Source organism: Streptomyces sp. NBC_01283 (genome assembly GCF_041435335.1).
Taxonomy (GTDB): domain Bacteria; phylum Actinomycetota; class Actinomycetes; order Streptomycetales; family Streptomycetaceae; genus Streptomyces.
Window position 1 is genome coordinate 2,536,695 of record NZ_CP108430.1, and the last position, 21,939, is coordinate 2,558,633.

Below are 21,939 nucleotides of genomic sequence, written 5' to 3' on the forward strand. Positions count from 1 at the left end.
AGTACGTGAACCCGTACAGCTGGGCTGTACGGGTTCACTGCGTGAACGCACGCCTCCTGGTGGGGAGTTGGACCGTATGAACAGCAGCCCGAAGCGGCGGTCACGGAGAAACGCCTCGGCGATGCGGATGGTGGGCGCGCTGCTCGCCGTCCACCGCGAGGCGGCCGGGTACACACAGAGGTCGCTGGCCGAGCGGTTCCTCATCAGCGAGGAGCTGATCGCCTCCATCGAGCAGGGGCGGCGGCCGCTGAAGATGGATCTGGCGGTGCAGCTGGATGAACTCCTGGGCACCAATCGGACGTTGGAGACCGCCGTCGACAATATGCCGGAGGTGGATCTGGTTCCTCGGTGGGCGGAGGAGTATTTGGACTGCGAGCGGGAGGCGATCGCGATCTCGTCCTACGAGAATCAAGTGCTGCCTGGGCAGGTGCAGACCGAGGCGTACGCAAGGGCGGTCTTCCGCAGTCGCGTGCCGGTCTTCGACGAGGACGAGATCGAGCAGTTCGTGGCGACGCGGATCGAGCGCCAAGGAATCTTGCACCGCAGGGTTCCGCCGACCACCAGCTTCGTGGTCTGGGAGGCAGTACTGCAAGATCGACTCGGAGGCCAACAGGTCTACGTCGAGCAGCTGCGCCGCTTGCGCGAGTATGCCGAACTACCGCGCCTCGCCTTGCAGATCCTGCCGTTCGGACGCACCACCCACGCGGCCCTCGACGGCCCGTTCGTGCTGCTTGAGACCCCTGAACACCAGCGGCTTGCCTACACCGAGAGCCAACGCGGAAGCCAACTGATCGCTGATCCAGACGAGGTGGCGATCCTGACGCAGAAATGTGCGATGCTGCGGACGCAGGCCCTAAATTCCGAGGAAACCAGGGACCTGCTGGACCGTCTGCTAGGAGAGCAATGAGCGGCACCGCGCTTATGTGGTTCAAGTCGACCTACAGCGGCAGCGAAGGCGGCAACTGCCTCGAAGTCGCCTACGCCTGGCGCAAGTCCAGTTACAGCGGCGATGAAGGCGGCCAGTGCCTCGAAATTGCCGCCCACCCCACCGCCGTACACATCCGCGACTCCAAAACCCCGGACGGCGCCCCGCATCTCACCGTGGCCCCGGATGCCTGGACCGCCTTCCTTGCCCTGCCCCTCTGACCTCTCACGCGGTCCCGCCCAGCGCGAGCCGCATCGGGTCCCGCGTCCCCTCTCCTTCCGCGAAGGCGGCCTCGTAGGCACGCTCGCCGAGGGCTCGGCGCACGAGGTGCTCGACCGCGGTATGGGCTTCGTGGAACGGCCGTAGGCCCGTCAGCGCGACGCCCGTCGTCCGCAGGAGCCGGCATGCCGCCCCTATCAGCCGGGCGGCCCTGCCATGGTCCCCGGTGGCGGCGACGGCCCAGGCCATGGCCTCCATGCCCCACACGGTCCCCCAGCGGTCACCGATGGCCCACTGCCTGCGCAGGGAGTCACGGAACAGCTCCACCGCCCGGGACGGGTCGCCGTGCCGGAGCTCCGCGAGCCCCATGCCCCAAAGCCCCCAGGAATGTGCCCAGCCCGCACCGTGGGCGTCGGCCTCGTTCACGTACTCCCGCCCGGCCGCAAGGGCAGGCTCCCGTTCACCGAAGAAGGATGACGCCATGGACCAGAGCATGGTCGCCATATGGGCATCGCCCACCTGGCCGTCGGCCCGGAAGCGCTCCCTGGCCCTCGCCAGGAGCGCGATGGACCGTACGTCCGCGTAGACGAGGAAGGCGAAGGCGCCCTCCATGTAGGCGAGCCCGCCGAGGGATTCGCCGTCCGCGACGGCGTTCCCGAGCCGCACGGCCTCGGCCAGGAGTCGCTCGGCGGCGGACCGGTCCCCCTGGCACAGCGCGATCCAGGCGGTGAGCGCCAGGCAGCCGACCCGCAGCGGGGCGGGCGCCTCGGGGGCGAGGTCAAGGGTGCGGGTCAGCCAGTGGCGGCCCTCCCCGAGCGAGCTGGTGAAGAACCAGTACCGGGTGCGGGTGAGGCTGGCGGCGATCGCGAGTCCCGCCGTGGCGTCGCCCTCTCCCGTGACGCAGAAGTCGAGGGCCGCCCGCAGGTTCGGCGACTCCAGGCGCAGCCGGGACAGCCATGCGACCTCGTCAGGACCGCACCACCGCGCCGCCGCCCGCGCGGTCATCTCCGCGTAGTACGCGCAGTGGCGGCGCAGCAGCGGGATGTCCCGGCCGCGCTCCCGGAGCCTGCACTGCCCGTACTGACGCAGGGTCTCCAGCATTCGGTACCGGGCCCGGGGTCCTGTCGTGTCGACGGTGAGCACCGACTTGTGCGCCAGCGCGGCAAGGACGTCGACGATGTCCTCGCGGGTGGTGTCCTCGTCCGGGCACACCGCCTCGGCCGCCGCGAGGTCGAAGCCTCCGGGGAACACCGACACCCCTGCCCACAGGCTCTTTTCGCGTTCGTCGCACAGGTCGTGGCTCCAGTCGACGACGCCGCGCAGGGTGCGCTGGTGCCGGGGGCCTGTGTGTGCCCCGGTGTCGGAAAGGAGCCGGAACCGGTCGTCGAGGCGCTCCAGGATCTCCTCGGCCGAGAGCGTGCCGAGACGCACCGCGGCCAGCTCGATGGCCAGTGGAATGCCGTCCAGGCGACGGCACAGCCGACCCACGGCTTCCTGGTTGCGGGCGGTGATCCGGAAGTGCGGGGCACAGGCCTCGGCACGGTCGGCAAGGAGCCGCACGGCTTCACAGCGCGTCAGCGTCGGTGGTGCGCCCCGGTCCTGGGGGACGGCCAGCGGCGGTACGGGCAGCAGGTACTCGCCGGGGACGCGCAGTCCCTGGCGGCTCGTGGCAAGCACGCGCAGGCCCGGGGCCGCGCGCAGCAGCGTACCCACGAGGTGCCCCGCCGCTTCGGCGACGTGCTCGCAGTTGTCGAGGACCAGCAGCAACTGCCGTTCCCGCAGGTGCTCGACGAGCACCTCCATACCGGGGCGCGACGACAGGTCGGGGATGCCGAGCGCCTCGGCGACCGCACGGTCCAGGAGCTGCGGTTCGGTCAGCGGCGCGAGGTCGGCGAGCCATGCCCCGTGCGGGAAGGCCCAGGAAGCCTCGGCCGCCGCGCGCAGGGCAAGGCGTGTCTTGCCGACTCCGCCAGGACCGGTGAGCGTGACGAGGCGGGCGTTCTCAAGGAGCTTCCGCGTTCTGCGGAGCATGCTCTCCCGGCCGATGAACGTCGTCGTCTCCGCGGGCAGGTTCCCCTCGGCCCGTGGGCCGTCCGGCGATGCCGGTGCGATCAGGGAGGGGTCCGCGGTGAGCACCCGCTGGTGGAGTTGCCACAGCTCCGCGCCCGGGTCGACGCCCAGCTCCTCAAGGAGCAGCGCGCTGATGGTCCGGTAGCAGTCCAGGGCTTCACCCTGTCGGCCCGATCGGTAGAGGGCCAGCATGCGCTGCGCCCAGAAGCGCTCCTGCAGCGGGTGGGCGGCGGTGAGTTCACGCAGGCGCGGCAGTACGTCCGTGTGCCGTCCGAGCTGGAAATCGGCGTCGGTGCGCAGCTCCAGCGCACCGAGGCGGCGTTCGTTCAGCGCGGGAACGACCTCAAGGCGCAACCGCTCCGACGGAACGTCCGAGAACGGCTCTCCGCGCCACAGCGCAAGCGCCTCACCCAGGAGCGCCGAAGCCCGCTCCGCCGCCTGCGCTGCCGCTGCGGCCCTTGCCCTGGTGACCAGGGCATCGAATCGGTGCAGGTCCAGGGTGTCTTCGGGTACGTCGATGAGATAGCCGTCCGGGCAGGTGCGGATCGGCCCGCTGGACGGAGCGCCCAGGGTGCGGCGCAGCCGCAGGACGTAGTTCTGCAGGGCGTTGCGGGCGCCGTCCGGTGGTTCGTCCCACAGTCTGTCGATCAGGGTGTCGGTGGGGACGACCTTGTTCGCGTCCACCAGGAGCGAGGCCAGAAGGGCCCGCTGTTTGGCCGCCCGCATTGCCACGGGCCTGCCGTCGAACAGCACTTCAAGCGGTCCCAGAAGCTTGTACTCGAACTCCGTGATCTCCACCCCCGTCACCCAGGGTCATCATTCCAGCGCGAGGGGTGAGTGTCGAGTGACCGTCGAGTGAGCGGCATGACAGCGCCGCTCGGAAACATCACTGGAGTGCGGACGGCGGTGCACGTGCGGTGCACCGCGACGCAGATCCAGAAGGAGACCGACATATGAACAAGCCTCGCCGGCTTACCGGGCTCGCCCTCAAGCTCGCAGCGATGGCGGCCGCCACGCTGCCGGTGCTCGCCGTCACGCAGGGCACGGCGGTGGCACAGCAGGAACGGGCCGTAGCCGCGCGCGTTCTCACCTGCACCACGGACACCGACGGCTACTGGGGTCACGCACACTGCACCAACACCACCGGTGGTGAGGTGTCCTTCCGCGTCCATGTGGTCTGCGGGCTGTGGCCGGACGCCTACGGAGACTGGAAGAAGCTGGCTCCCGGCGCGACCGACATCTCGAGCGCGCGCTGCTTCGGTGGTTCGGGCGTCGGCGGTGTGCTCGTCGAGGAGGGGTGACCCTCCGGCAGCGGTGACCACCGTCCACGGGAAATAGCTCGACAGCGCGGTGTCGCCGTGCCTAAGATCCACGGCGACATCGCGTGTCGGTCACCGGCTGGGTGAGGCATGGAGGTGTCGGGAGATGCCTTCTGGAGGCATTCCTTGTCGGTCGAACTGAATCACACGATCATCCACGCCCGGGACAACCGGGAGTCCGCCGAGTTCTTCGCGGACGTTCTGGGCCTCGAAATCACCTCCGAGTGGGGCCCGTTCATCGCGGTGGGGCTGAGCAACTCCGTCACCCTGGACTTCGCCACCATCCCCGCGGACAAGATCACTCCGCAGCACTACGCGTTCCTGGTCTCCGAGGCGGAGTTCGAGGCGGCGTACGAGAAGATCAAGGCGCGCGACGTCGAGCACTGGGCCGACCCGCACCAGAAGCTGCCGGGCGAGATCAACACCAATGACGGCGGCCGGGGCGTGTACTTCCTGGATCCGTCCGGGCACGCCATGGAACTCATCACCGTGCCGTACGGCGGCTTCCCGCAGTAGTCACCGCCCCGCCCGTTCACGACGGGCAGCTCTTCGCCTTGTCCCCCCGGTAGGTCCGGTACAGCGGCAGCTTCTCCTCGCCGTCGGAGCGGGCCACCGGGGGGAACTCGATGATCGGGACGGGCTTGCAGACAGCCCACTGGTCGTTCTCCCCCGGGCCGGTGAACCCGTAGGTGCCGCCCGCCCCCACGAGACAGCCGGTGCAGGTGTCGCCGCTGATGGTCGAGATGGTGAGCGTGCTGTACACGTCCTTGGTGGAGGGCAGCCGGTTCGGGTCCGGCGTCTTCTTGCCGCCTTCGCTGATCTCGCTGTACGTGCGGTCGACGGCGGAGGCTAGGAGAGCGAACCCGTCGTAGTACATGGCCGCGTACCCGTCCTCCAACGCGTTGGGACCCAGGTCGTGCGCACTGTTGATCTTCTTGAAGCGCGCGTGGAAGGGGGAGAAGCCCGAGGGCGCCTCGCCGGGGCGGTCCGCCCAGTCCGGTTCGTACGCCGAGGCGTCGACGATCGTGGCGTTGGCCCTGCGCAGGCTGCGTTCGATGGCGGCGGAGGTGAGCGTCGGTTCGAGACCGATGCCGACCTTGAGGATCCGCAGCTTGCCCCCGCGGTCACAACCTCCTTCATTGGCGAGGCGGTTGATGAAGGCGGGCAGGTCCTGGTCGCGTCCCGCGAAGAAGACGGTGTCCGCCTTGTCGCGGCAGATCCTCGCGACGGCGTCGGCGAAGCGCCGCGGGATGCCCTGGTCCTCGCCCGACGAGCCGATGTAGTGGGAGTTGTGGTTCTTCAGGTCGTAGGTCTTCCCGAAGTGCCGGTCGAAGATCTCCCGCAGGTTCTTCGAGTAGACGTCGCCCTCGCGGCTGTCCCAGAGCAGCAGGCCCTTCTCGTTCTGCGGATAGCGGTCGAGATAGTGGGACAGCGCCTTGGCGAACTGTTCGTTGTTGGGCGAGGTCTTGAAGAAGTACCGGAAGTTCATGGAAGCGGCGGTGATCACCGGGCCGACCGTGGGGATGCCGCGCTCGGTGAGCTCGGCCACGGCCTCGCGGGTCTCCGTCGTACTGCTCGGGATGCCGGTCACGCCCACCAGCGGGGCCTCGGTGTCCTTCGCCAGCTCGGCGAGCCGGTCGACGACGGGCTTCCACTGGCTGAGGTCCTTGCCGTCGGGGGCGAAGAGCAGCTGGTAGTGCGGCCCGCTCGCGCTGTTGGCCTCCAGTTGCGCCGCGAGGGCCCCCGCGAGTGCGCGCCGGATCATGTCGCTGGTCATCGCGCTGGACGCGTCCGACGTGAAGGGCATCATCAGCGCGATGCGCACGTAGGGGATGTGCGGCCCGTCGCCCGGCGGGTTCTCCCAGTCCCGCGCGACCCGGGCGTTCTCGTCCGCCACCGCCTCGATGAGGCTCTTGGCCTTCTCGTCCGCGTCGAAGGCCTGGTCGGTGACGCCGACGCACTGCCCGGCGAGCTCGTCGAGGCCCTCGCCGCACGGGCCGGGGCGTGCACTGTTCCAGGTCACGAGGCCGATCACGAGGGCGCCGGCCACCACCGCGGCCACGAGCCATTCGAGGGGACCCCACTCCTTGGGCGGGTGGTTGAACATCATGACCCCTCACTGGCGGGGACGGGCAGGACCTGCCGTTTACGGGCGGCCACCGGCCAGTCGCGGGCGGCCCTGCCCAGGGCTGCGTACCAGGTGCGGTGGCGGCGGGAGAGGAACCCGAGTTCGTCGCCCACCGCCTGGCACAGGGTCTCGGCGTCCGGGTCGATCGCCGGGTCGGCGTACGGCTCGGACAGGTACCACAGGGCGTGCAGGAGGCGGTTGATGCTGCGGCCCGCCTCGTCGAGGTGGGTGTAGCGGGCGGCGTGCTCGCCGAGCGCGATCTCCATCCGGTGGTCGCTCCAGCCGCCGCTGTCCTCATGGGAGTGCGTGGCGGCCGCGGTGCCGACCGACGGCGGGGTCGGGGCGGTGGCACAGTGCCGCAGGCAGAGCAGCCAGTGCTGGACGCTCTGCTCGGCCTCCTCCGCACCGAACTCGTCCGTCAACATGTCCACCACCCGGGGCGCGTTCCCGGCGGCCAGGCTGTGCCGCAGCGCGTCCGCTTCCCCGGTGTCGGAGCGCTGCACATGATGCAGGTGCAGGAAGCGGTGGATCTGGTGCCAGCTGTGCGGGTCGTCGGGCGGCGGCGAGATGCGGCGCGCCTCGTGGACGAGGAGCGACTGGAGGAGCGGGCTCTCCACCAACGGCGCATCGACGGGGACGGACTGCTGCCACTGCCGCTCCACCAGGTACTGCGCCGCCGCGTTGGCGGGCAGTTGCTCCGGCCCGTCGAGACGCAGGTCCTCGGCGAGGGCCTCCGCGGTCGCGTTGTCCCGCGCCAGGCACAGCACGAGGAGCCGGTCGCGCTGGCGCCGATCCGGCAGCAGGTCCTCCAGGAGCACCTGGGTGACCGGGCGCCCCTGCGGGGTGGGCAGGTCGAGGAGGTCCCTGGGGGCCACCGTGCGGTTCTGCCGGGCCGCGTGCACCACGGCGTCGCACAGCACGGTGCTGGCCGCCGGGTGTCCGCCGGTCAGCGAATGCAGCGCCGACGCCAGGTGCGGGTGGAGCAGCCGCGCGGACGCGCGGTCGAGCATCGACAGGACGTCGTCCCTGGACAGCGGTGTGAGCGGCACGACGAGCAGTCCGGCGGACGGATCGTGGCCGGTGCGCTGCCAGATGGCGGCGGCCTGCTTGCGCCGCCCGCTGCCCGCGGCCGGCAGCAGGTCGGCCAGTTCGCGGCGGACCGCCTGCGGCGCCTCCTCCTCGGGTATGTCCCCGAGCCGGGTGGCGACGACGGTGATCCGGTCGCGGTGGGGGCGCTGCACGAGGGCGCGGTGTTCGAGGAGCAGTTGCAGGAAGCGCTGCCCCGCGGGGGCGTGCGCCTCGTCGAGGAGGATCAGCGGCCACGGCTCGCGGTTCAGGTGCCGCACCAGGCCGTAGCCGGCGGCCACCTCCTCCAGGAAGGCGGCCATGAGGGTGTTCTCGACGGCGTGCCGGTAGTCGCCGCCCCGGTGGAATCGCCGGCCGATTTCGAGGAGGGCGTCGGGCTTCCCGGTGGCGCCGTCCGGAGCGGTGTGCCGCTGCCCGTACCAGTTCCGGGCGGGGGTCAGGCCCCGCAGGGACTGGAGTTCACGCAGGATCGCCGCGGTGACCGGCAGCGAACCGTCGTCGTCCGCCACCTCCGCGCCCGCGTCGGCCGCGCCCTTCGCCTCGGCCACGGAGGCCTCGACCCGCTCCGACCACTCCCGCGCCACGTCCCGCTCGCCCCCGGCCAGCAGCCCGCAGGCGATCAGGAGCCGGGCGTGCCGGGCGCACACGGCGTCCCGCACGTCCGCGTCGCCGAGCGACCAGCCGGAGACCGCGAACAGGCCGGGCACCAGGACGGGGAACAGGCCGAACCCCGGTGCGAGCGCGCACACGATCCGCTCCAGGATCTGCACGAAGTCGGCGGCGGGGGCGGCGGGCACACCCCCGGGCTGCGCGGACCCGACGGATACGGCGGCGGGTGCGCCGGGCACGACGACCCGCACATGGGCCAGAGGGAGCCGCTTGTGGTAGTGCCGCGCCAGCCCTTCGAGGACGGCGCTGCGTCCGAGCCCGTGCTGCCCGGTGAGCAGGAGGACGGGCACGTCGTCGCCGAACTCCCGTTTCCTGCGCGCCCGTTCGTCGTAGGCCAGCCCGGTGAGTGACGGTACGAGCGAGCCCACCAGAGGCCCGCGACCGTACAGCAGTGGCATGTGCGGCTTGCCCATCCGACGACTTCCTGCTTCCCCCTGGGAGCCTTCGGCCACCACCGGGGCGAGGCGCAGCGCTCCCCCGGACACCAGCCGCTGACTGCTGCTCCAACTCCCCTCGGAACAGTGGAACTTACCCCCCTTCGCTTCAGGGCTGCGGGTAAATCTCCAGATCGACCCGGTCTGGGAGATCCACCGCCGCACGAACCGCTCCCGGATAGGCGAGCCTGACCCGTCGCAGCCCGGACAGGCCCGCCAGGTGCGAGAGATCGATGTCGGTGCCCTGGGTGAGGTGGATCTCCACGAGCCCCGGCAGCCGCCGGGCGATGCGCCGCAACGACACGGAGGCGCCCGGCTTGGCGTACACGTAGAGATGGGTGACTTGTGAGACCTGCGCCCTGGGGTCGAAGAGCAGCGTGCTCAGTTGTTCCGGGGAGAGGGTCAGCGTGCGCAGCTCGGGCAGCAGGGCGAGCAGGGCACCCCACCCGTCAGGCAGCAGCCGGTCGCCCGCTTCGTGCAGGCGCAGTTCCTCCAGTGCCTGGAAGTGCCTGATCTCCGTCAGTTCGACCGTGCCCATCGGCAGCGCGAGGACGCGCAGGTCCCCGAGGCGGGACAGGTCGGCGAGCCCGCGCCAGGGCACCTGCAGGCCCAGGTGCAGGGCGGTGAGGTTCGGGCACTCCGCCAGCTTCGCCAGCGGCTCGAACTGCGGGAGATCCTCCAGTACGAGGGTGTGCAGTCGGGGCAGCCGGGTGAGCGGCGCGGGCTCCCTGACGTTGCGACAGCCCCGCAGGGTGAGGCTCTCCAGTGCCGGGAAGTCCGCGAGCAGGCCGAGGTCGTCGAGCTGGAGCGCGCCGCGCAGCCGCAGCTCGCGCAGCCGCCGGGGGTCCAGCGCCGCGCGTACGGCCTCCGGGGCGAAGTCGCCGTGGATGCCGACGCGTTCGCAGCCGGGCAGCGTCGCGAGCGCGTCGAGCTCGGCGCGCGAGCGCACGGTGACGGGCTGCGAAGGGTCCTCGGTGAGGAGCGGCCGGATGATCTCGTCGGCGTACACCCCGGTCTCGAACCTGTCCCAGTGGCCCAGGAGTTGGGCGCGCACGACGGGCTGGCGGGTGCCGAGGAACTTCCGCAGGCGCGGGATGGCGGCGTCACCGCCGATCTGGCAGATCGCGTGGACGGTCGCCAGCTCCTCGTCGCCCTCCAGGTCACGCACCTTGTCCAGCAGGCCGAGCAGCAGCGGCCCCGTGCGCGCGAGGACCCTGGCCTGGCGCAGGCTGCGCGGCGGGACCATGCGCGCCGCCTCGGTCTCGATGGTCTGCCGCACGGTGGGGTCGAGGCGGGTGGCCTGCTCCAGTGACGCGAGGGCGAGCAGCCGGAGCCTGGCCTTGACCGTGGCGTCCTTCTCGCGCTTGCCGCGGTCGCTGAGCCGCATGAGCAGATCGGCGCGTCCGTTGTAATCGCTCTGCGCGACGGCCATCTGCACCACGTCCTCCCACTGGTCGGCATGGGCGTTCTTCACCAGAATGCCGAAGTCCCGCTCTTCGAGCACCGCCTTGGCCCCGAGATAGTCCTGAAAGGTGCGGTGAATGAAGTCGACGGCCCCCGAGGCGGGTTCACGGAGCACTCCGGTGCGTTCGACGAGGTACTGCAGGGCGTCCTCGGGTTCGCCCATCTTCTGCAGGCTCGGCACCTGGGGCTGGAGCCTGCGGACCAGCTCCACCGCGTCCGGGCGCTCGATCTGGGTGCGTTCGTTGCGGATCAGCCAGTACGCGAGGCGCTTGAGCGGTTCGGCGGCGGCCTCCTCGCTGAGCTTGAGACCGCGCAGGCCGCGCTCCACGTCGCGCCGTTCGAGCAGCATGGACAGGGCCGCCTTGTAGAGGGCGGCACGGCCAGCGGGCAGATAGCCGCTGCGCTCCCGGTGCAGGGCACAGATCAGGGTGCACATCAGCGGGTTGGTGGCGAGCCTGCTCAACTCCGGGCGGGCGCGCAGGGACTGGATGAGCGCGTCGCCCTCGCCCTCCTCCGCCGCGGCGGCCGTGTGCCACCGCTGGATGAAGCGCCGCAGGTCGTCGGGGCGCAGCGCGTTCAGGGTGAACTCGTGGAAGCCCTCGCGCTCCAGCCAGCCGGGGGCGAGCGCGGAGGGGCGGGTGGTGGCGAGCCACAGGTTGCCGGAGAAGGCGGCGAGGAGCTGGCGCAGCCAGTCCCGGGTGCGGTTTCGGTCGGCGTGCGGGATTTCGTCGAGGCCGTCGATGAGCAGGACTCCGCGGCCGTTCTGCAGCAGGCGCGCCGTCCATCCCGCGGGTTCGGTGCCGGCCAGCGGGCAGCCCATCCGGCGCAGGAAGTCGTCGGGCAGCGGCAGTTCCGTCCCTTCGCGGACCAGGGTGCGCAGCGGCAGGACGAAGGGGACGCGCCCCAGGAGCTGCGGCAGATGACCCGGCACGGTGTCCTGCTGGGCGGTGGTCAGGGCGAGCCACTGGACGAGTGTCGTCTTGCCCGTCCCGGCGAGCCCCTGCAGCAGGACGCGCTGCCGCCCGACGAGGACGGTCTCGACGCTCTCCTCCAGCTCCGCCGCCCTTCCCTCGCGGGCCGCCTCGGGTTCCTCGTCGACGGCGGCCGTGGCGACCGCCCGCAGGCTCAGGTAGGCGCTCTCCAGGGGCCATTCCTTGCCGCGGCGGTCGCGCAGATCGACTCCGTAGAGGGTCAGGCTGCCGTGGCGCTTGACGACGTAGCCTGCGTACTTCTCCTCGAAGCGGGCGTCCGCCGCCGCCCAGTCGTCGCCCGACACGCGGCGCAGGATGACCTCCAACTGCTCGCGCTGGCGCCGCAGTTCGTGAAATTCCTCCAGTTGGGCGCGGGCCGCGAATCCGGGCCGCTGGGTGAAGAAGCGCACGAGGTGCACGCACGCCGTGCGCAGGAGTACGTCGTGGAAGAGCGCCGCGTCGCGGGTGAGGAGCCTGCGCGTGTCGGGCCCGGCCTTCCGGGACAGCTCCTTGGCCAGCTCCTCGGGTCCGAGCACGAAGATCTGCACGTCGTCCATGTCGAGCTCGCCGAGCGCGAAGAGGGTCCGGGTCAGGGCCTGCCCGACGGCGTCGTGCTCGTCGTCCGCGATCGGCCGCTCGTGGGGACCCGCTGCCCGCACCGCCCGGCGCACCAGCTCCTGGGCGAGCCGGTGCATGTCGTCCTTGCTGAGCGAGGGGTGGTCCCCCACGAAGGCCAGCAGCCCCTTGATCCGGACGGGCCGTTCGGTGTACTCGGCGCCGGGCGCCTTGGGCGGCGGCAGCAGCAGCCGCTTCAGGAGCGGCACGACGACCGAGGAGGCGACCTTGATTCCCACTGCTCCCGCGTCCACAGAAACCCCCGTCGCCGCCGCGCGCTCTCTGGCACACAAAGCGTAGGGCCCGCACCCCCCGGTGAGGGGGATGCGGGCCCAACTGCCTTACGGCAATGCCTGCTTGCGGATCGCCTACTTGCGGATCAGCGAGCGCAGCACGTACTGCATGATGCCGCCGTTGCGGTAGTAGTCCGCCTCACCGGGGGTGTCGATGCGGACGACCGCGTCGAACTCCACGCCCGTGTCGGTGGTGACCTTCACGGTGCTCGGCGTGCGGCCCTCGTTGAGCTCGGTCACGCCGGTGAAGGAGAAGGACTCCTCGCCGGTGAGGCCGAGGGTCTCGGCGGTCTGGCCCTCCGGGAACTGGAGCGGCAGGACGCCCATGCCGATGAGGTTCGAGCGGTGGATGCGCTCGTACGACTCGGCGATGACGGCCTTCACGCCCAGGAGCGCGGTGCCCTTGGCGGCCCAGTCGCGGGACGAGCCCGAGCCGTACTCCTTGCCCGCGAGGATCACGAGCGGGGTGCCGGCCGCCTGGTAGTTCTGCGAGGCGTCGTAGATGAACGACACCGGGGCGTCGTCCTTCGTGAAGTCGCGGGTGAAGCCGCCCTCGGTGCCCGGCGCGATCTGGTTGCGCAGGCGGATGTTGGCGAACGTGCCGCGGATCATGACCTCGTGGTTGCCACGGCGCGAGCCGTAGGAGTTGAAGTCGCGGCGCTCGACGCCGTGCTCCGTGAGGTACTTGCCGGCCGGGGTGTCGGCCTTGATCGCACCGGCCGGGGAGATGTGGTCGGTGGTGACCGAGTCGCCCAGCTTGGCCAGGACGCGGGCGCCCGTGATGTCGGCCACCGGGGTGGTCTCCATCGTCATGCCCTCGAAGTAAGGGGGCTTGCGGACGTAGGTCGACTGCGGGTCCCACTCGAAGGTGTTGCCGGTCGGGATCGACAGGGCCTGCCACTGGGCGTCGCCCGCGAAGACGTCCTGGTAGGACTTGTTGAACATGTCCTCGCCGATGGAGTTGGCGACGACGTCGTTCACCTCGGCCTCGGAGGGCCAGATGTCCTTCAGGTAGACGGGGTTGCCGTCCTGGTCCGCGCCGAGCGCGTCCTTGGTGATGTCCACCTTCATCGAACCGGCGAGGGCGTACGCGACGACCAGCGGCGGGGACGCCAGGTAGTTCATCTTGACGTCGGGGTTGATGCGGCCCTCGAAGTTCCGGTTGCCGGAGAGGACCGACGTCACGGCCAGGTCGTGCTCGTTGACCGCCTTGGAGACCTCCTCGGGCAGCGGGCCCGAGTTGCCGATGCAGGTGGTGCAGCCGTAGCCGACGAGGTTGAAGCCGACCTTGTCGAGGTAGGGGGTGAGCCCCGCCTTGTCGAAGTAGTCGGTGACGACCTTGGAGCCCGGGGCGAGGGTGGTCTTGACCCACGGCTTGCGGGTCAGGCCCTTCTCCACGGCCTTCTTCGCGACGAGCGCGGCGGCGACCATGACGTACGGGTTCGAGGTGTTGGTGCAGGAGGTGATCGCGGCGACGGTGACGGCGCCGTGGTCGATCTCGTACGTCGAACCGTCGGGGGCGGTGACGGTGGTCGGACGCGACGGGACACCGTTCGTGGTGGCCGGGGCGTCGGAGGCCGGGAAGGACTCCTTGCCCGCCTCGTCGTCGTCCTCGACGTAGTTGCGTACGTCGAGCGCGAACTGCTGCGCGGCGTTGGCGAGGACGATGCGGTCCTGCGGACGCTTCGGTCCGGCGATGGAGGGGACGACCGTGGAGAGGTCGAGCTCCAGCTTCTCGGAGAAGTCGGGCTCGGCGGCCGGGTCGAGCCAGAGGCCCTGCTCCTTGGCGTACGCCTCGACGAGCGCGACCTGCTGCTCGTCACGGCCGGTCAGGCGCAGGTACTTCAGCGTCTCGTCGTCGATCGGGAAGATCGCGGCGGTGGAGCCGAACTCCGGCGACATGTTGCCGATGGTGGCGCGGTTGGCGAGCGAGGTGGCGGCGACGCCCTCGCCGTAGAACTCGACGAACTTGCCGACGACGCCGTGCTTGCGCAGCATCTCGGTGATCGTGAGCACCAGGTCGGTGGCGGTGGTGCCGGCGGGCAGCTCACCGGTCAGCTTGAAGCCGACGACGCGCGGGATGAGCATGGAGACCGGCTGGCCCAGCATCGCGGCCTCGGCCTCGATGCCGCCGACGCCCCAGCCCAGGACGCCCAGGCCGTTGACCATCGTGGTGTGCGAGTCGGTGCCGACCAGGGTGTCGGGGTAGGCCTGGCCGTTGCGGACCATGACCGTACGGGCGAGCTTCTCGATGTTGACCTGGTGGACGATGCCGGTGCCCGGCGGGACGACCTTGAAGTCGTCGAAGGCGGTCTGGCCCCAGCGCAGGAACTGGTAGCGCTCCTTGTTGCGGCCGTACTCCAGCTCGACGTTCTGGCCGAAGGCGTCCGCCGTGCCGAACTTGTCGGCGATGACGGAGTGGTCGATGACCAGCTCGGCCGGGGAGAGCGGGTTGACCTTGTCCGCGTCACCGCCGAGCTCCTTGACGGCCTCCCGCATGGTGGCGAGGTCGACGACGCAGGGCACGCCGGTGAAGTCCTGCATGATCACGCGGGCCGGCGTGAACTGGATCTCCTGCGAGGGCTGGGCCTGGGAGTCCCAGCCGCCGATCGCACGGATGTGGTCGGCGGTGATGTTCGCGCCGTCCTCGGTGCGGAGCAGGTTCTCAAGGAGGACCTTCAGGCTATAGGGCAGCCGCGCGGAGCCCTCAACCTTGTCCAGCTTGAAGATCTCGTACGACTCGTCGCCCACGCGCAGCGTGCTGCGGGCGTCGAAGCTGTTCGCCGACACGACAGTCTCCTTCATATATGTGCGCGTTTCCGTCACATCCTGCCGCCACGACTCCTCGTCGATCCGCTAAGGTAAGGCTTAGTTAGGTAACCCTTACCGAGTGGCGGCTTCTGGTGCGCCTCGGCAGATATCTCGATGTCGAGATAACTCTAGTACATCACCCGCGTGAACGACGAGGCGCGCCCGCCTGCCCGGATGCCAGCGTGCGCAGATGCAGCCCGCGCAGCCGCTTCGGATCGGCGATCACCTCGTACGCGGCGACCCGCTCGCCCTCGACCCTGACCAGCAGGGCGAGGAGCAGTCGCCCGTACGGGGCCACGACCAGCCCCACCGTGCCGTCGACGAGCGCGGGCTCCGCGAAGCGGGCGTTGCGCCGCAGGAGCACGGTCTCCTCCGCGACCGCCCGCGCGCCGCGGATCACCGTGGAGAGGTCGGCGGTGCGCACCACGTCGGGGGCGAGGACCGTGAGCAGCGCTTCGAGGTCACCGTCGCGGGCCGCCGCGAGGAAGGCCTCGACGACACGCCGGTCCCCCGCGAGCCCGGGTGCGGCGAGGACCTCGGGCGGGGCCTGGACCTTGTGGCGCGCGCGGCTCGCGAGCTTCTTGGCGGCGGCCGGGGTGCGCTCCACGACCGGGGCGATCTGCGTGAACGGCACGGCGAACAGGTCGTGCAGCACGAACGCGACCCGTTCGGCGGGACCCAGGGTGCCGAGCACCACGAGCAGGGCCCGGCCCACCGAGTCGGCGAGCAGCGCTTCCTCCTCCGGGTCCCCGCCGTCGCCGGTTTCCGGGATCCGGTCGGGCAGGTGCTCGCCGGCCGGCTGCTCGTGGCGTGCGGCGGCCGACCGGAGCATGTCCAGGCAGAGGCGGGAGACGACCGTGCGGAGCCAGCCGGTGAGGTTCTCGATCTCATCGGCGTCGGCATCGGCATCGGTGCGGCTGAGCCGCAGCCAGGCCTCCTGCACGACGTCGTCGGCGTCGCTGAGCGAGCCGAGCATGCGGTAGGCGACACCACGCAGATGGCCCCGGTGCGCCTCGAAGCGGTCCGCGAGCACCTCTTGCCCGTCCATCGGTCACCTTTCCCCGTCGTACGCCGTCACCTTCGTGTCCCCCGCGGCCGAGCCGCCGTGACACTAGCGCCACGAAGGAGAACCACCATGACCGCCACCCTGCCCACCGCCCTCGACCAGCCGCTCCTGCGCGGCACCGGCCTGGGCGAGCTCCGGCTACCCAACCGCGTGGTGATGGCCCCGCTCACCCGGGCCCGCGCCGACAATCCCGGCCTCGCCCCCACCGGACTGCACGCCGCCTACTACGGACAGCGGGCCTGCGCCGGGCTCATCATCACCGAAGGGACCTGGGTCAGCGAGCGGGCCATCGGGTTCGTCAACGTCCCCGGCATCTACAGCGAGGCCCAGGTCGCCGGATGGCGCCGCGTCACCGAGGTCGTCCACGCCCTCGGCGGCCGCATCGTGCAGCAGCTCTGGCACACCGGCGCCGCCTCGCACCCCGACCACCTCGGGGGCGAACTGCCCGCGGGGCCCTCGGCGATCGACCCCCGTGCGCGGACCTTCACGCCCGGCGGGTTCAAGGAGACGCTCACGCCGCGCGCGATGACCGCGGCGGACATCGAGGCGACCGTCGCCGAGTTCCGCGCGGCGGCGGCCAACGCGCGGCGTGCCGGGTTCGACGGGGTCGAGATCGGCGCCCTCGGCGCGTTCCTCTTCGCCCAGTTCCTCAACCCCCGTCTCAACCACCGCACCGACGCCTACGGCGGTGACCGCGCGGGGCGGCGGCGCCTGCTGCTCGACGTCGTCGACGCGGTCACCGCCGAGTGGGACGGGCGGCGGGTGGGCGTGCGCCTCTCCCCGTACATGGCCGCGACCGACCGCTTCGTCGTCGACGAGGAGATGCTCGCCGGCCACGACGAGCTGGTGACGGCGCTGAATGACCGCCCCCTGGCCTATCTCCACCTGCGCGGCCCCGACGTCGCGGCGCCCGGCGGGACTCCTGCCTTCGAGGCGTTCGCCCGCTACCGGAAGCGGTTCGACGGCCCGCTGATCGCGAACAACGGCTTCGGCCAGGACTCCGCGAACGCCCTCGTCGAGGCCGGCTGCGCCGACGCCGTGTCCTTCGCCACCCACTTCGTCGCCAACCCCGACCTCGCCGGCCGGTTCGCCCTGGGCCGGGAGCTGGCGACCGGTGACCCCGCCACGTACTACCAGGGCGGCGCGCGGGGGTACGTCGACTATCCGGCCGCGGGCTGAGCGCGCGACGAGTCACGCACCAGGAGGCTCGCCGGTACGACGACCGGGCCCGGCGGCGTCACGGCGCCCTCGATCAGGTCGACGAGCAGGCCGACGGCGGCGCGTGCCGTGCGCTCCGGGTCGAGGGTCACCGTGGTCACCGGCGGCCGTGTCGTCGCGTACCCGGGGTCCTCGCTCGCGCACACGACACGCAGCTCGTCCGGGACTCGCAGGCCGAGACGGGCCGCGGCGGCCAGGAGCTGGCGCCCGCCCGGGTCGTACACCGCGTGGACGGCGTCGGCGCGGTCCGGGCCCCGCAGCAGCGCGTCGAACGCCCGGCCCTGGTCGTCCGACACGTCGAAGGGCACCACCAGCGGCTCGGCGCCGCGTTCCGCGCACCATCGGGTGTAGGCCGCCGTCACCGCGCGTGCGTAGTGCTCGTCGCCGTGGCCGGACTGCAGGGCGATGCGGCGGGCGCCGGAGGCGGCGAGGTGGTCGAGGACCTCGCGGGTGGTCGCCTCGTGGTCGTTGTCGACCCAGTGGTCGCCGGGGCGCGGGTCGCCGGGGGCGCCGTCGAAGACGAGCGGAATGCCGCGGGCGCGCAGCGCGTGGACCATGGGATCACCGCGCGGGCTGTCCATGATCAGCATGCCGTCGACGGAGAGGCTGTGCCACGTGTCGTCCGCGGCGCGGTCGGCGGGCAGCGTGGTGAGGGCGTAGCCGCGCGCGTGGGCCGCGGAGGTGGCCGCCGTGACGGCACGTGAGAAGTACGCGATCTCCGTGTAGTTCCAGGCCGTGGCGAACGTGGTGACGGCGATGCCGAGCGTTCGGCTGCGCGGCGGCCCCGGCGTGCCGTACCCGAGGGCGGTGGCGGTCTCCCGCACCCTGCGGCGGGTGGCGGCGCCCAGGCGGCCGGTGCCGTTCAGGGCGTGCGAGACCGTCGCGGTCGACACCTCCGCTGCGCGGGCTATGTCGGTGAGGGTGGGCCCTGGCACGACGGTCATCCTACGGATTCCCTGCCCCGGGGGCCATGTCCCCACGGAATCCGTCGCGGGCGGCCGCTTCTGGTTAACGGGTTACTCGGTGAGTCTCTGTGCCACCGCTTCGCGGCGGATCCTTCCCGACTCAGGAGCGCCCATGCCCTCTCCGTCCACTCCGTCCTCCCCCTCGTCTCCGTACACCTCCCCCCTCTCCCGGCGCGGCCTCATCGCCTCCGCCGGGGCCGCCGGACTGCTCGCCGCGGTGGGTGCGCCCGCCGTGGCCGCCGGGCACGCCCCGCGGCGCCGGTCCGCCGCCCTCGTGGTGCACAACGCCCGTGTCTTCAGCGGCACTCGGGAGCATGAGCGGGCGCGGGCCGTCGCCGTCGGGCGGGACGGGAAGATCCTTGCCGTCGGGAACGACTCCTCGCTCAAGCGGTTCATCGGGCGGGACACCGAGGTGGTGGACGGCCGCGGCGGGACCCTCATGAGCGGCATCCACGACGGGCACGCCCACCCCATGGACGCCGCGAGCCGCTCGCTGCGGCCCTCGCTCGCCGGAGCCGAGCAGACCGTCGCCGACCTGCAGAAGACGCTGACCGCGTTCCTGAAGGACTCCGACGGCCAGGAGCCCGACGGATGGCTGGTGGTGGAGGACTGGAACCCCGTGGGGCTGCTGCCGCACGGCACCGCCCCGCACCACTCCATGCTGGACGCGCTGCCGACCCGGCGGCCCATCGCGCTGCGCGGCGGCGACGGGCACAACATCTGGGTCAGCAAGCGCGCCCTCGACATCGCGGGCATCACCGCGTCCACCCCTGACCCGGTCGGCGGCAAGATCGTCAAGGGCCAGGACGGCAAGCCCACCGGCGTGCTCAAGGACGACGCCCAGCCGCTCGTCACCCGGCACATCCCCGAGCCCGACCAGGAGCAGCTCGTGGCCGCCGCCGCGAAGGTCTTCGCCGAGGCCGCCGCGTCGGGCATCACCACGTTCATGGAAGCCGTCGTCGGCAAGGGCGAGTTGGGCCTCTACAAGGCACTCGCCGAGAGCGGGAAGCTGCCGCAGCGCATCGTGCCCGCCCTGCGCATCGACACCGACAAGACGAAGGACCCGGCGGCCGCCCTTGCGTACGCGCGGGGGCTGCGCGCGGAGTTCAAGGACGTACGCGGACTGCGGTTCGGCACGGTCAAGGTGTTCCTCGACGGGGTCATCGAGTACCCGGCGCAGACCGCGGCGCTCCTGAAGCCCTACCTCGACAAGGACGGCAGGCCCACCGACCACCGCGGGGATCTCTATGTGTCGGCGGCGGACTACGGCCGGCTCACCGCGGCCTTCAACGAGGACGGCTGGCAGATGCACGCGCACGCCATCGGCGACCGCGCCGTCCGCACCTCCCTCGACGGGTACGCGTACGCCCTGCGCACGACCGGAGCGCGCGGCCTGCGCAACACCACCGCCCACCTCCAACTCGTCGACCCCGCCGACCTGCCCCGCTTCGCACGGCTCGGCGTCATCCCCTGCATGCAGCTCCAGTGGGCCACCCGCAACACCTGGACCATGGACGCCCTGCTGCCCTACATCGGAGCCGGGCGGCACCGTTGGCAGTACCCGGCGCGCAGCCTGGAGCGGCACGGGGCGCTGCTCTCCGGTGGCTCGGACTGGCCGGTCGATCCGCTCCAGGTGTGGAACCAGGTGCGCACCGCCGTCGACCGGTTCGGGTACGAGGGCGAGGGCGATCTCTACCGCGAGGAGGAGGGGCTGAGCCGCTCGTCCGCCCTGCTCATGCACACCCTCGGCACGGCGCGTCAGCTCCGGATGGACCATCTGACGGGCACCGTCGAAACGGGAAAGTCGGCCGATCTGGTGCTGCTCGACCGCGATGTGACGCGGTGTCCGGTGGCTGATATCAGCTCCTCCGAAGTGCGTCTGACGTTGACCGGAGGCACAGTGGTGCATGACGCCGAGTCGTCGGCCGGGCGCGCTGCCGCCGCCCGGGTGACACGCGCGGCGGCCGGGCCCCGGCCCACGGCGCAGGCCGCGGTGCACGGGGGGCGGCACGCCTCGTGCGGATGCGGCTGACCCGGCAGGGGCAGGTGGCGTACGGAAACGACGTACGGGAACTTCCGTACTGAATCGGTCGTTTCCCGGATGGCCTACCCCAGCGCATGCGTCATCTCATATCTGAGATAACCTGCGAAACATGGCAGACGATTACCTCGTACGTATCGGCAAGCTCATCCGCGACGCCCGTCAGCACAGGGGCTGGACACAGTCGCAGCTTGCCGAGGCGCTCAGCACAAGTCAGAGCGCCGTGAACCGCATCGAGCGGGGCAACCAGAACATCAGCCTTGAGATGATCGCCCGGATCGGCGAGGCTCTCGACAGTGAAATCGTCTCGCTCGGGTACGCGGGGCCCATGCATCTGCGCGTCGTCGGCAACCGACGGCTCTCCGGCTCCATCGACGTCAAGACGAGCAAGAACGCCTGCGTGGCGCTGCTCTGTGCCTCCCTCCTCAACAAGGGGCGCACGGTGCTGCGCCGCGTGGCGCGCATCGAGGAGGTCTACCGCCTCCTGGAGGTGCTCGGCTCGATCGGCGTCCGCACCCGGTGGATCAACGACGGGGTCGACCTGGAGATCGTGCCGCCGGCCAAGCTCGACATGGAGGCGATCGACGCGGAGGCCGCGATCCGGACCCGCTCGATCATCATGTTCCTGGGTCCGCTCCTTCACCGCATGGACCGCTTCAAGCTGCCGTACGCGGGCGGTTGCGACCTCGGCACCCGCACGATCGAGCCGCACATGATCGCGCTGCGCCGCTTCGGGCTCGACATCGCGGCGACCGAGGGGCTCTACCACGCGGAGGTCGCGCGTGACGTCGTCCCGGACCGCCCGATCGTGCTGACCGAGCGCGGCGACACCGTGACCGAGAACGCCCTGCTCGCCGCGGCGCGCAGCGACTGCACGACCGTCATCCGCAACGCCTCGTCGAACTACATGGTCCAGGACCTGTGCTTCTTCCTGGAGGCGCTCGGCGTGAAGGTCGAGGGCATCGGCACGACGACCCTCACCGTGCACGGCGTCCCGGACATCGACGTCGACGTCGACTACTCGCCCTCCGAGGACCCGGTCGAGGCGATGAGCCTGCTCGCCGCGGCAGTCGTCACGGAGTCCGAACTGACCGTGAACCGCGTCCCGATCGAGTTCCTGGAGATCGAGCTCGCGGTCCTGGAGGAGATGGGGCTCGACCACGACCGCACGGCGGAGTACTTCGCCGACAACGGCCGTACGCGCCTGATCGACCTCACCGTCAGGCCCTCCAAGCTGGAGGCGCCGATCGACAAGATCCACCCGATGCCGTTCCCCGGCCTGAACATCGACAACGTCCCCTTCTTCGCGGCCATCGCGGCGGCGGCGCAGGGCAAGACGCTGATCCACGACTGGGTGTACGACAACCGCGCGATCTATCTGACCGACCTGAACCGCCTCGGCGGGCGGCTCCAACTCCTCGACCCGCACCGGGTCCTGGTGGAGGGCCCGACCCGCTGGCGTGCCGCCGAGATGATGTGCCCGCCCGCGCTGCGGCCCGCCGTGGTCGTGCTGCTCGCGATGATGGCCGCCGAGGGCACGTCGGTGCTGCGCAACGTGTACGTGATCAACCGTGGCTACGAGGAGCTGGCCGAGCGGCTCAACTCCGTGGGCGCGCAGATCGAGACGTTCCGGGACATCTAAGAG

The 21,939-nt window shown here is 71.0% G+C and carries 14 protein-coding genes; 7 read left to right on the top strand and 7 right to left on the bottom strand.

The window, feature by feature from the left end:
* Window positions 1-76: 76 nt before the first annotated feature.
* Both OG302_RS11495 and OG302_RS11500 read left to right on the top strand, forming a co-directional pair.
* Entirely contained in the window at window positions 77-907 is an 831-nt protein-coding gene (locus OG302_RS11495; RefSeq protein WP_371526708.1) for a Scr1 family TA system antitoxin-like transcriptional regulator, read from the top strand.
* The gene (locus OG302_RS11500) at window positions 904-1,146 is read left to right on the top strand and encodes a DUF397 domain-containing protein (RefSeq protein ID WP_371526709.1); all 243 of its coding nucleotides are present in this window, start codon (window positions 904-906) and stop codon (window positions 1,144-1,146) included. The genes OG302_RS11495 and OG302_RS11500 overlap by 4 nt, the downstream gene beginning before the upstream one ends.
* A 4-nt stretch (window positions 1,147-1,150) precedes the next feature.
* On the opposite strand, the gene OG302_RS11505 is transcribed toward OG302_RS11500, so the two are convergent.
* Entirely contained in the window at window positions 1,151-4,012 is a 2,862-nt protein-coding gene (locus tag OG302_RS11505) for a BTAD domain-containing putative transcriptional regulator (RefSeq protein ID WP_371526710.1), read from the bottom strand.
* Window positions 4,013-4,167: 155 nt separating this feature from the next.
* On the opposite strand from OG302_RS11505, the gene OG302_RS11510 reads away from it, so the two are divergent.
* Together OG302_RS11510 and OG302_RS11515 are read left to right on the top strand one after the other, a co-directional pair.
* Window positions 4,168-4,515 (top strand): hypothetical protein, encoded by a 348-nt coding sequence (locus OG302_RS11510; protein WP_371526711.1) that lies wholly within the window; start codon window positions 4,168-4,170, stop codon window positions 4,513-4,515.
* Between the two features lie 144 nt (window positions 4,516-4,659).
* Window positions 4,660-5,049, top strand: coding sequence for a VOC family protein (locus OG302_RS11515; protein WP_371526712.1), 390 nt, complete (start codon window positions 4,660-4,662; stop codon window positions 5,047-5,049).
* A gap of 16 nt (window positions 5,050-5,065) precedes the next feature.
* Here OG302_RS11515 and OG302_RS11520 read toward each other — a convergent pair whose 3' ends face one another.
* The 5 genes from OG302_RS11520 to OG302_RS11540 all read right to left on the bottom strand — a co-directional run bounded on the left by OG302_RS11520 (window position 5,066) and on the right by OG302_RS11540 (window position 16,052).
* Window positions 5,066-6,643 carry an ABC transporter substrate-binding protein gene (locus tag OG302_RS11520; protein ID WP_371526713.1) on the bottom strand — a complete coding sequence of 526 codons (1,578 nt, stop codon included), beginning with the start codon at window positions 6,641-6,643 and terminating at the stop codon, window positions 5,066-5,068.
* Entirely contained in the window at window positions 6,640-8,829 is a 2,190-nt protein-coding gene (locus tag OG302_RS11525; protein ID WP_371526714.1) for an ATP-binding protein, read from the bottom strand. The genes OG302_RS11520 and OG302_RS11525 overlap by 4 nt, the downstream gene beginning before the upstream one ends.
* Before the next feature lie 130 nt (window positions 8,830-8,959).
* Complete coding sequence (locus OG302_RS11530; RefSeq protein ID WP_371526715.1) at window positions 8,960-12,139, bottom strand: NACHT domain-containing NTPase; 3,180 nt, start codon at window positions 12,137-12,139, stop codon at window positions 8,960-8,962.
* Window positions 12,140-12,268: 129 nt separating this feature from the next.
* The gene (gene acnA / locus OG302_RS11535; protein WP_371526716.1) at window positions 12,269-14,983 is read right to left on the bottom strand and encodes an aconitate hydratase AcnA; all 2,715 of its coding nucleotides are present in this window, start codon (window positions 14,981-14,983) and stop codon (window positions 12,269-12,271) included.
* 157 nt (window positions 14,984-15,140) lie between these two features.
* On the bottom strand, window positions 15,141-16,052 hold the full coding sequence (locus OG302_RS11540; RefSeq protein ID WP_371526717.1) for a sigma-70 family RNA polymerase sigma factor: 912 nt from the start codon (window positions 16,050-16,052) through the stop codon (window positions 15,141-15,143).
* Window positions 16,053-16,139: 87 nt separating this feature from the next.
* On the opposite strand from OG302_RS11540, the gene OG302_RS11545 reads away from it, so the two are divergent.
* Window positions 16,140-17,249 carry an alkene reductase gene (locus tag OG302_RS11545; RefSeq protein WP_371526718.1) on the top strand — a complete coding sequence of 370 codons (1,110 nt, stop codon included), beginning with the start codon at window positions 16,140-16,142 and terminating at the stop codon, window positions 17,247-17,249.
* Here OG302_RS11545 and OG302_RS11550 read toward each other — a convergent pair.
* Complete coding sequence (locus tag OG302_RS11550; protein WP_371526719.1) at window positions 17,231-18,232, bottom strand: LacI family DNA-binding transcriptional regulator; 1,002 nt, start codon at window positions 18,230-18,232, stop codon at window positions 17,231-17,233. The genes OG302_RS11545 and OG302_RS11550 overlap by 19 nt on opposite strands.
* Window positions 18,233-18,365: 133 nt before the next feature.
* Here OG302_RS11550 and OG302_RS11555 point away from each other — a divergent pair, with 133 nt between their 5' ends.
* Window positions 18,366-20,285, top strand: coding sequence for an amidohydrolase (locus OG302_RS11555; RefSeq protein WP_371526720.1), 1,920 nt, complete (start codon window positions 18,366-18,368; stop codon window positions 20,283-20,285).
* Window positions 20,286-20,406: 121 nt separating this feature from the next.
* Window positions 20,407-21,936: a UDP-N-acetylglucosamine 1-carboxyvinyltransferase gene (locus tag OG302_RS11560; RefSeq protein ID WP_361842539.1), complete on the top strand. Its 1,530-nt coding sequence runs from the start codon at window positions 20,407-20,409 to the stop codon at window positions 21,934-21,936.
* Window positions 21,937-21,939: the final 3 nt, after the last annotated feature.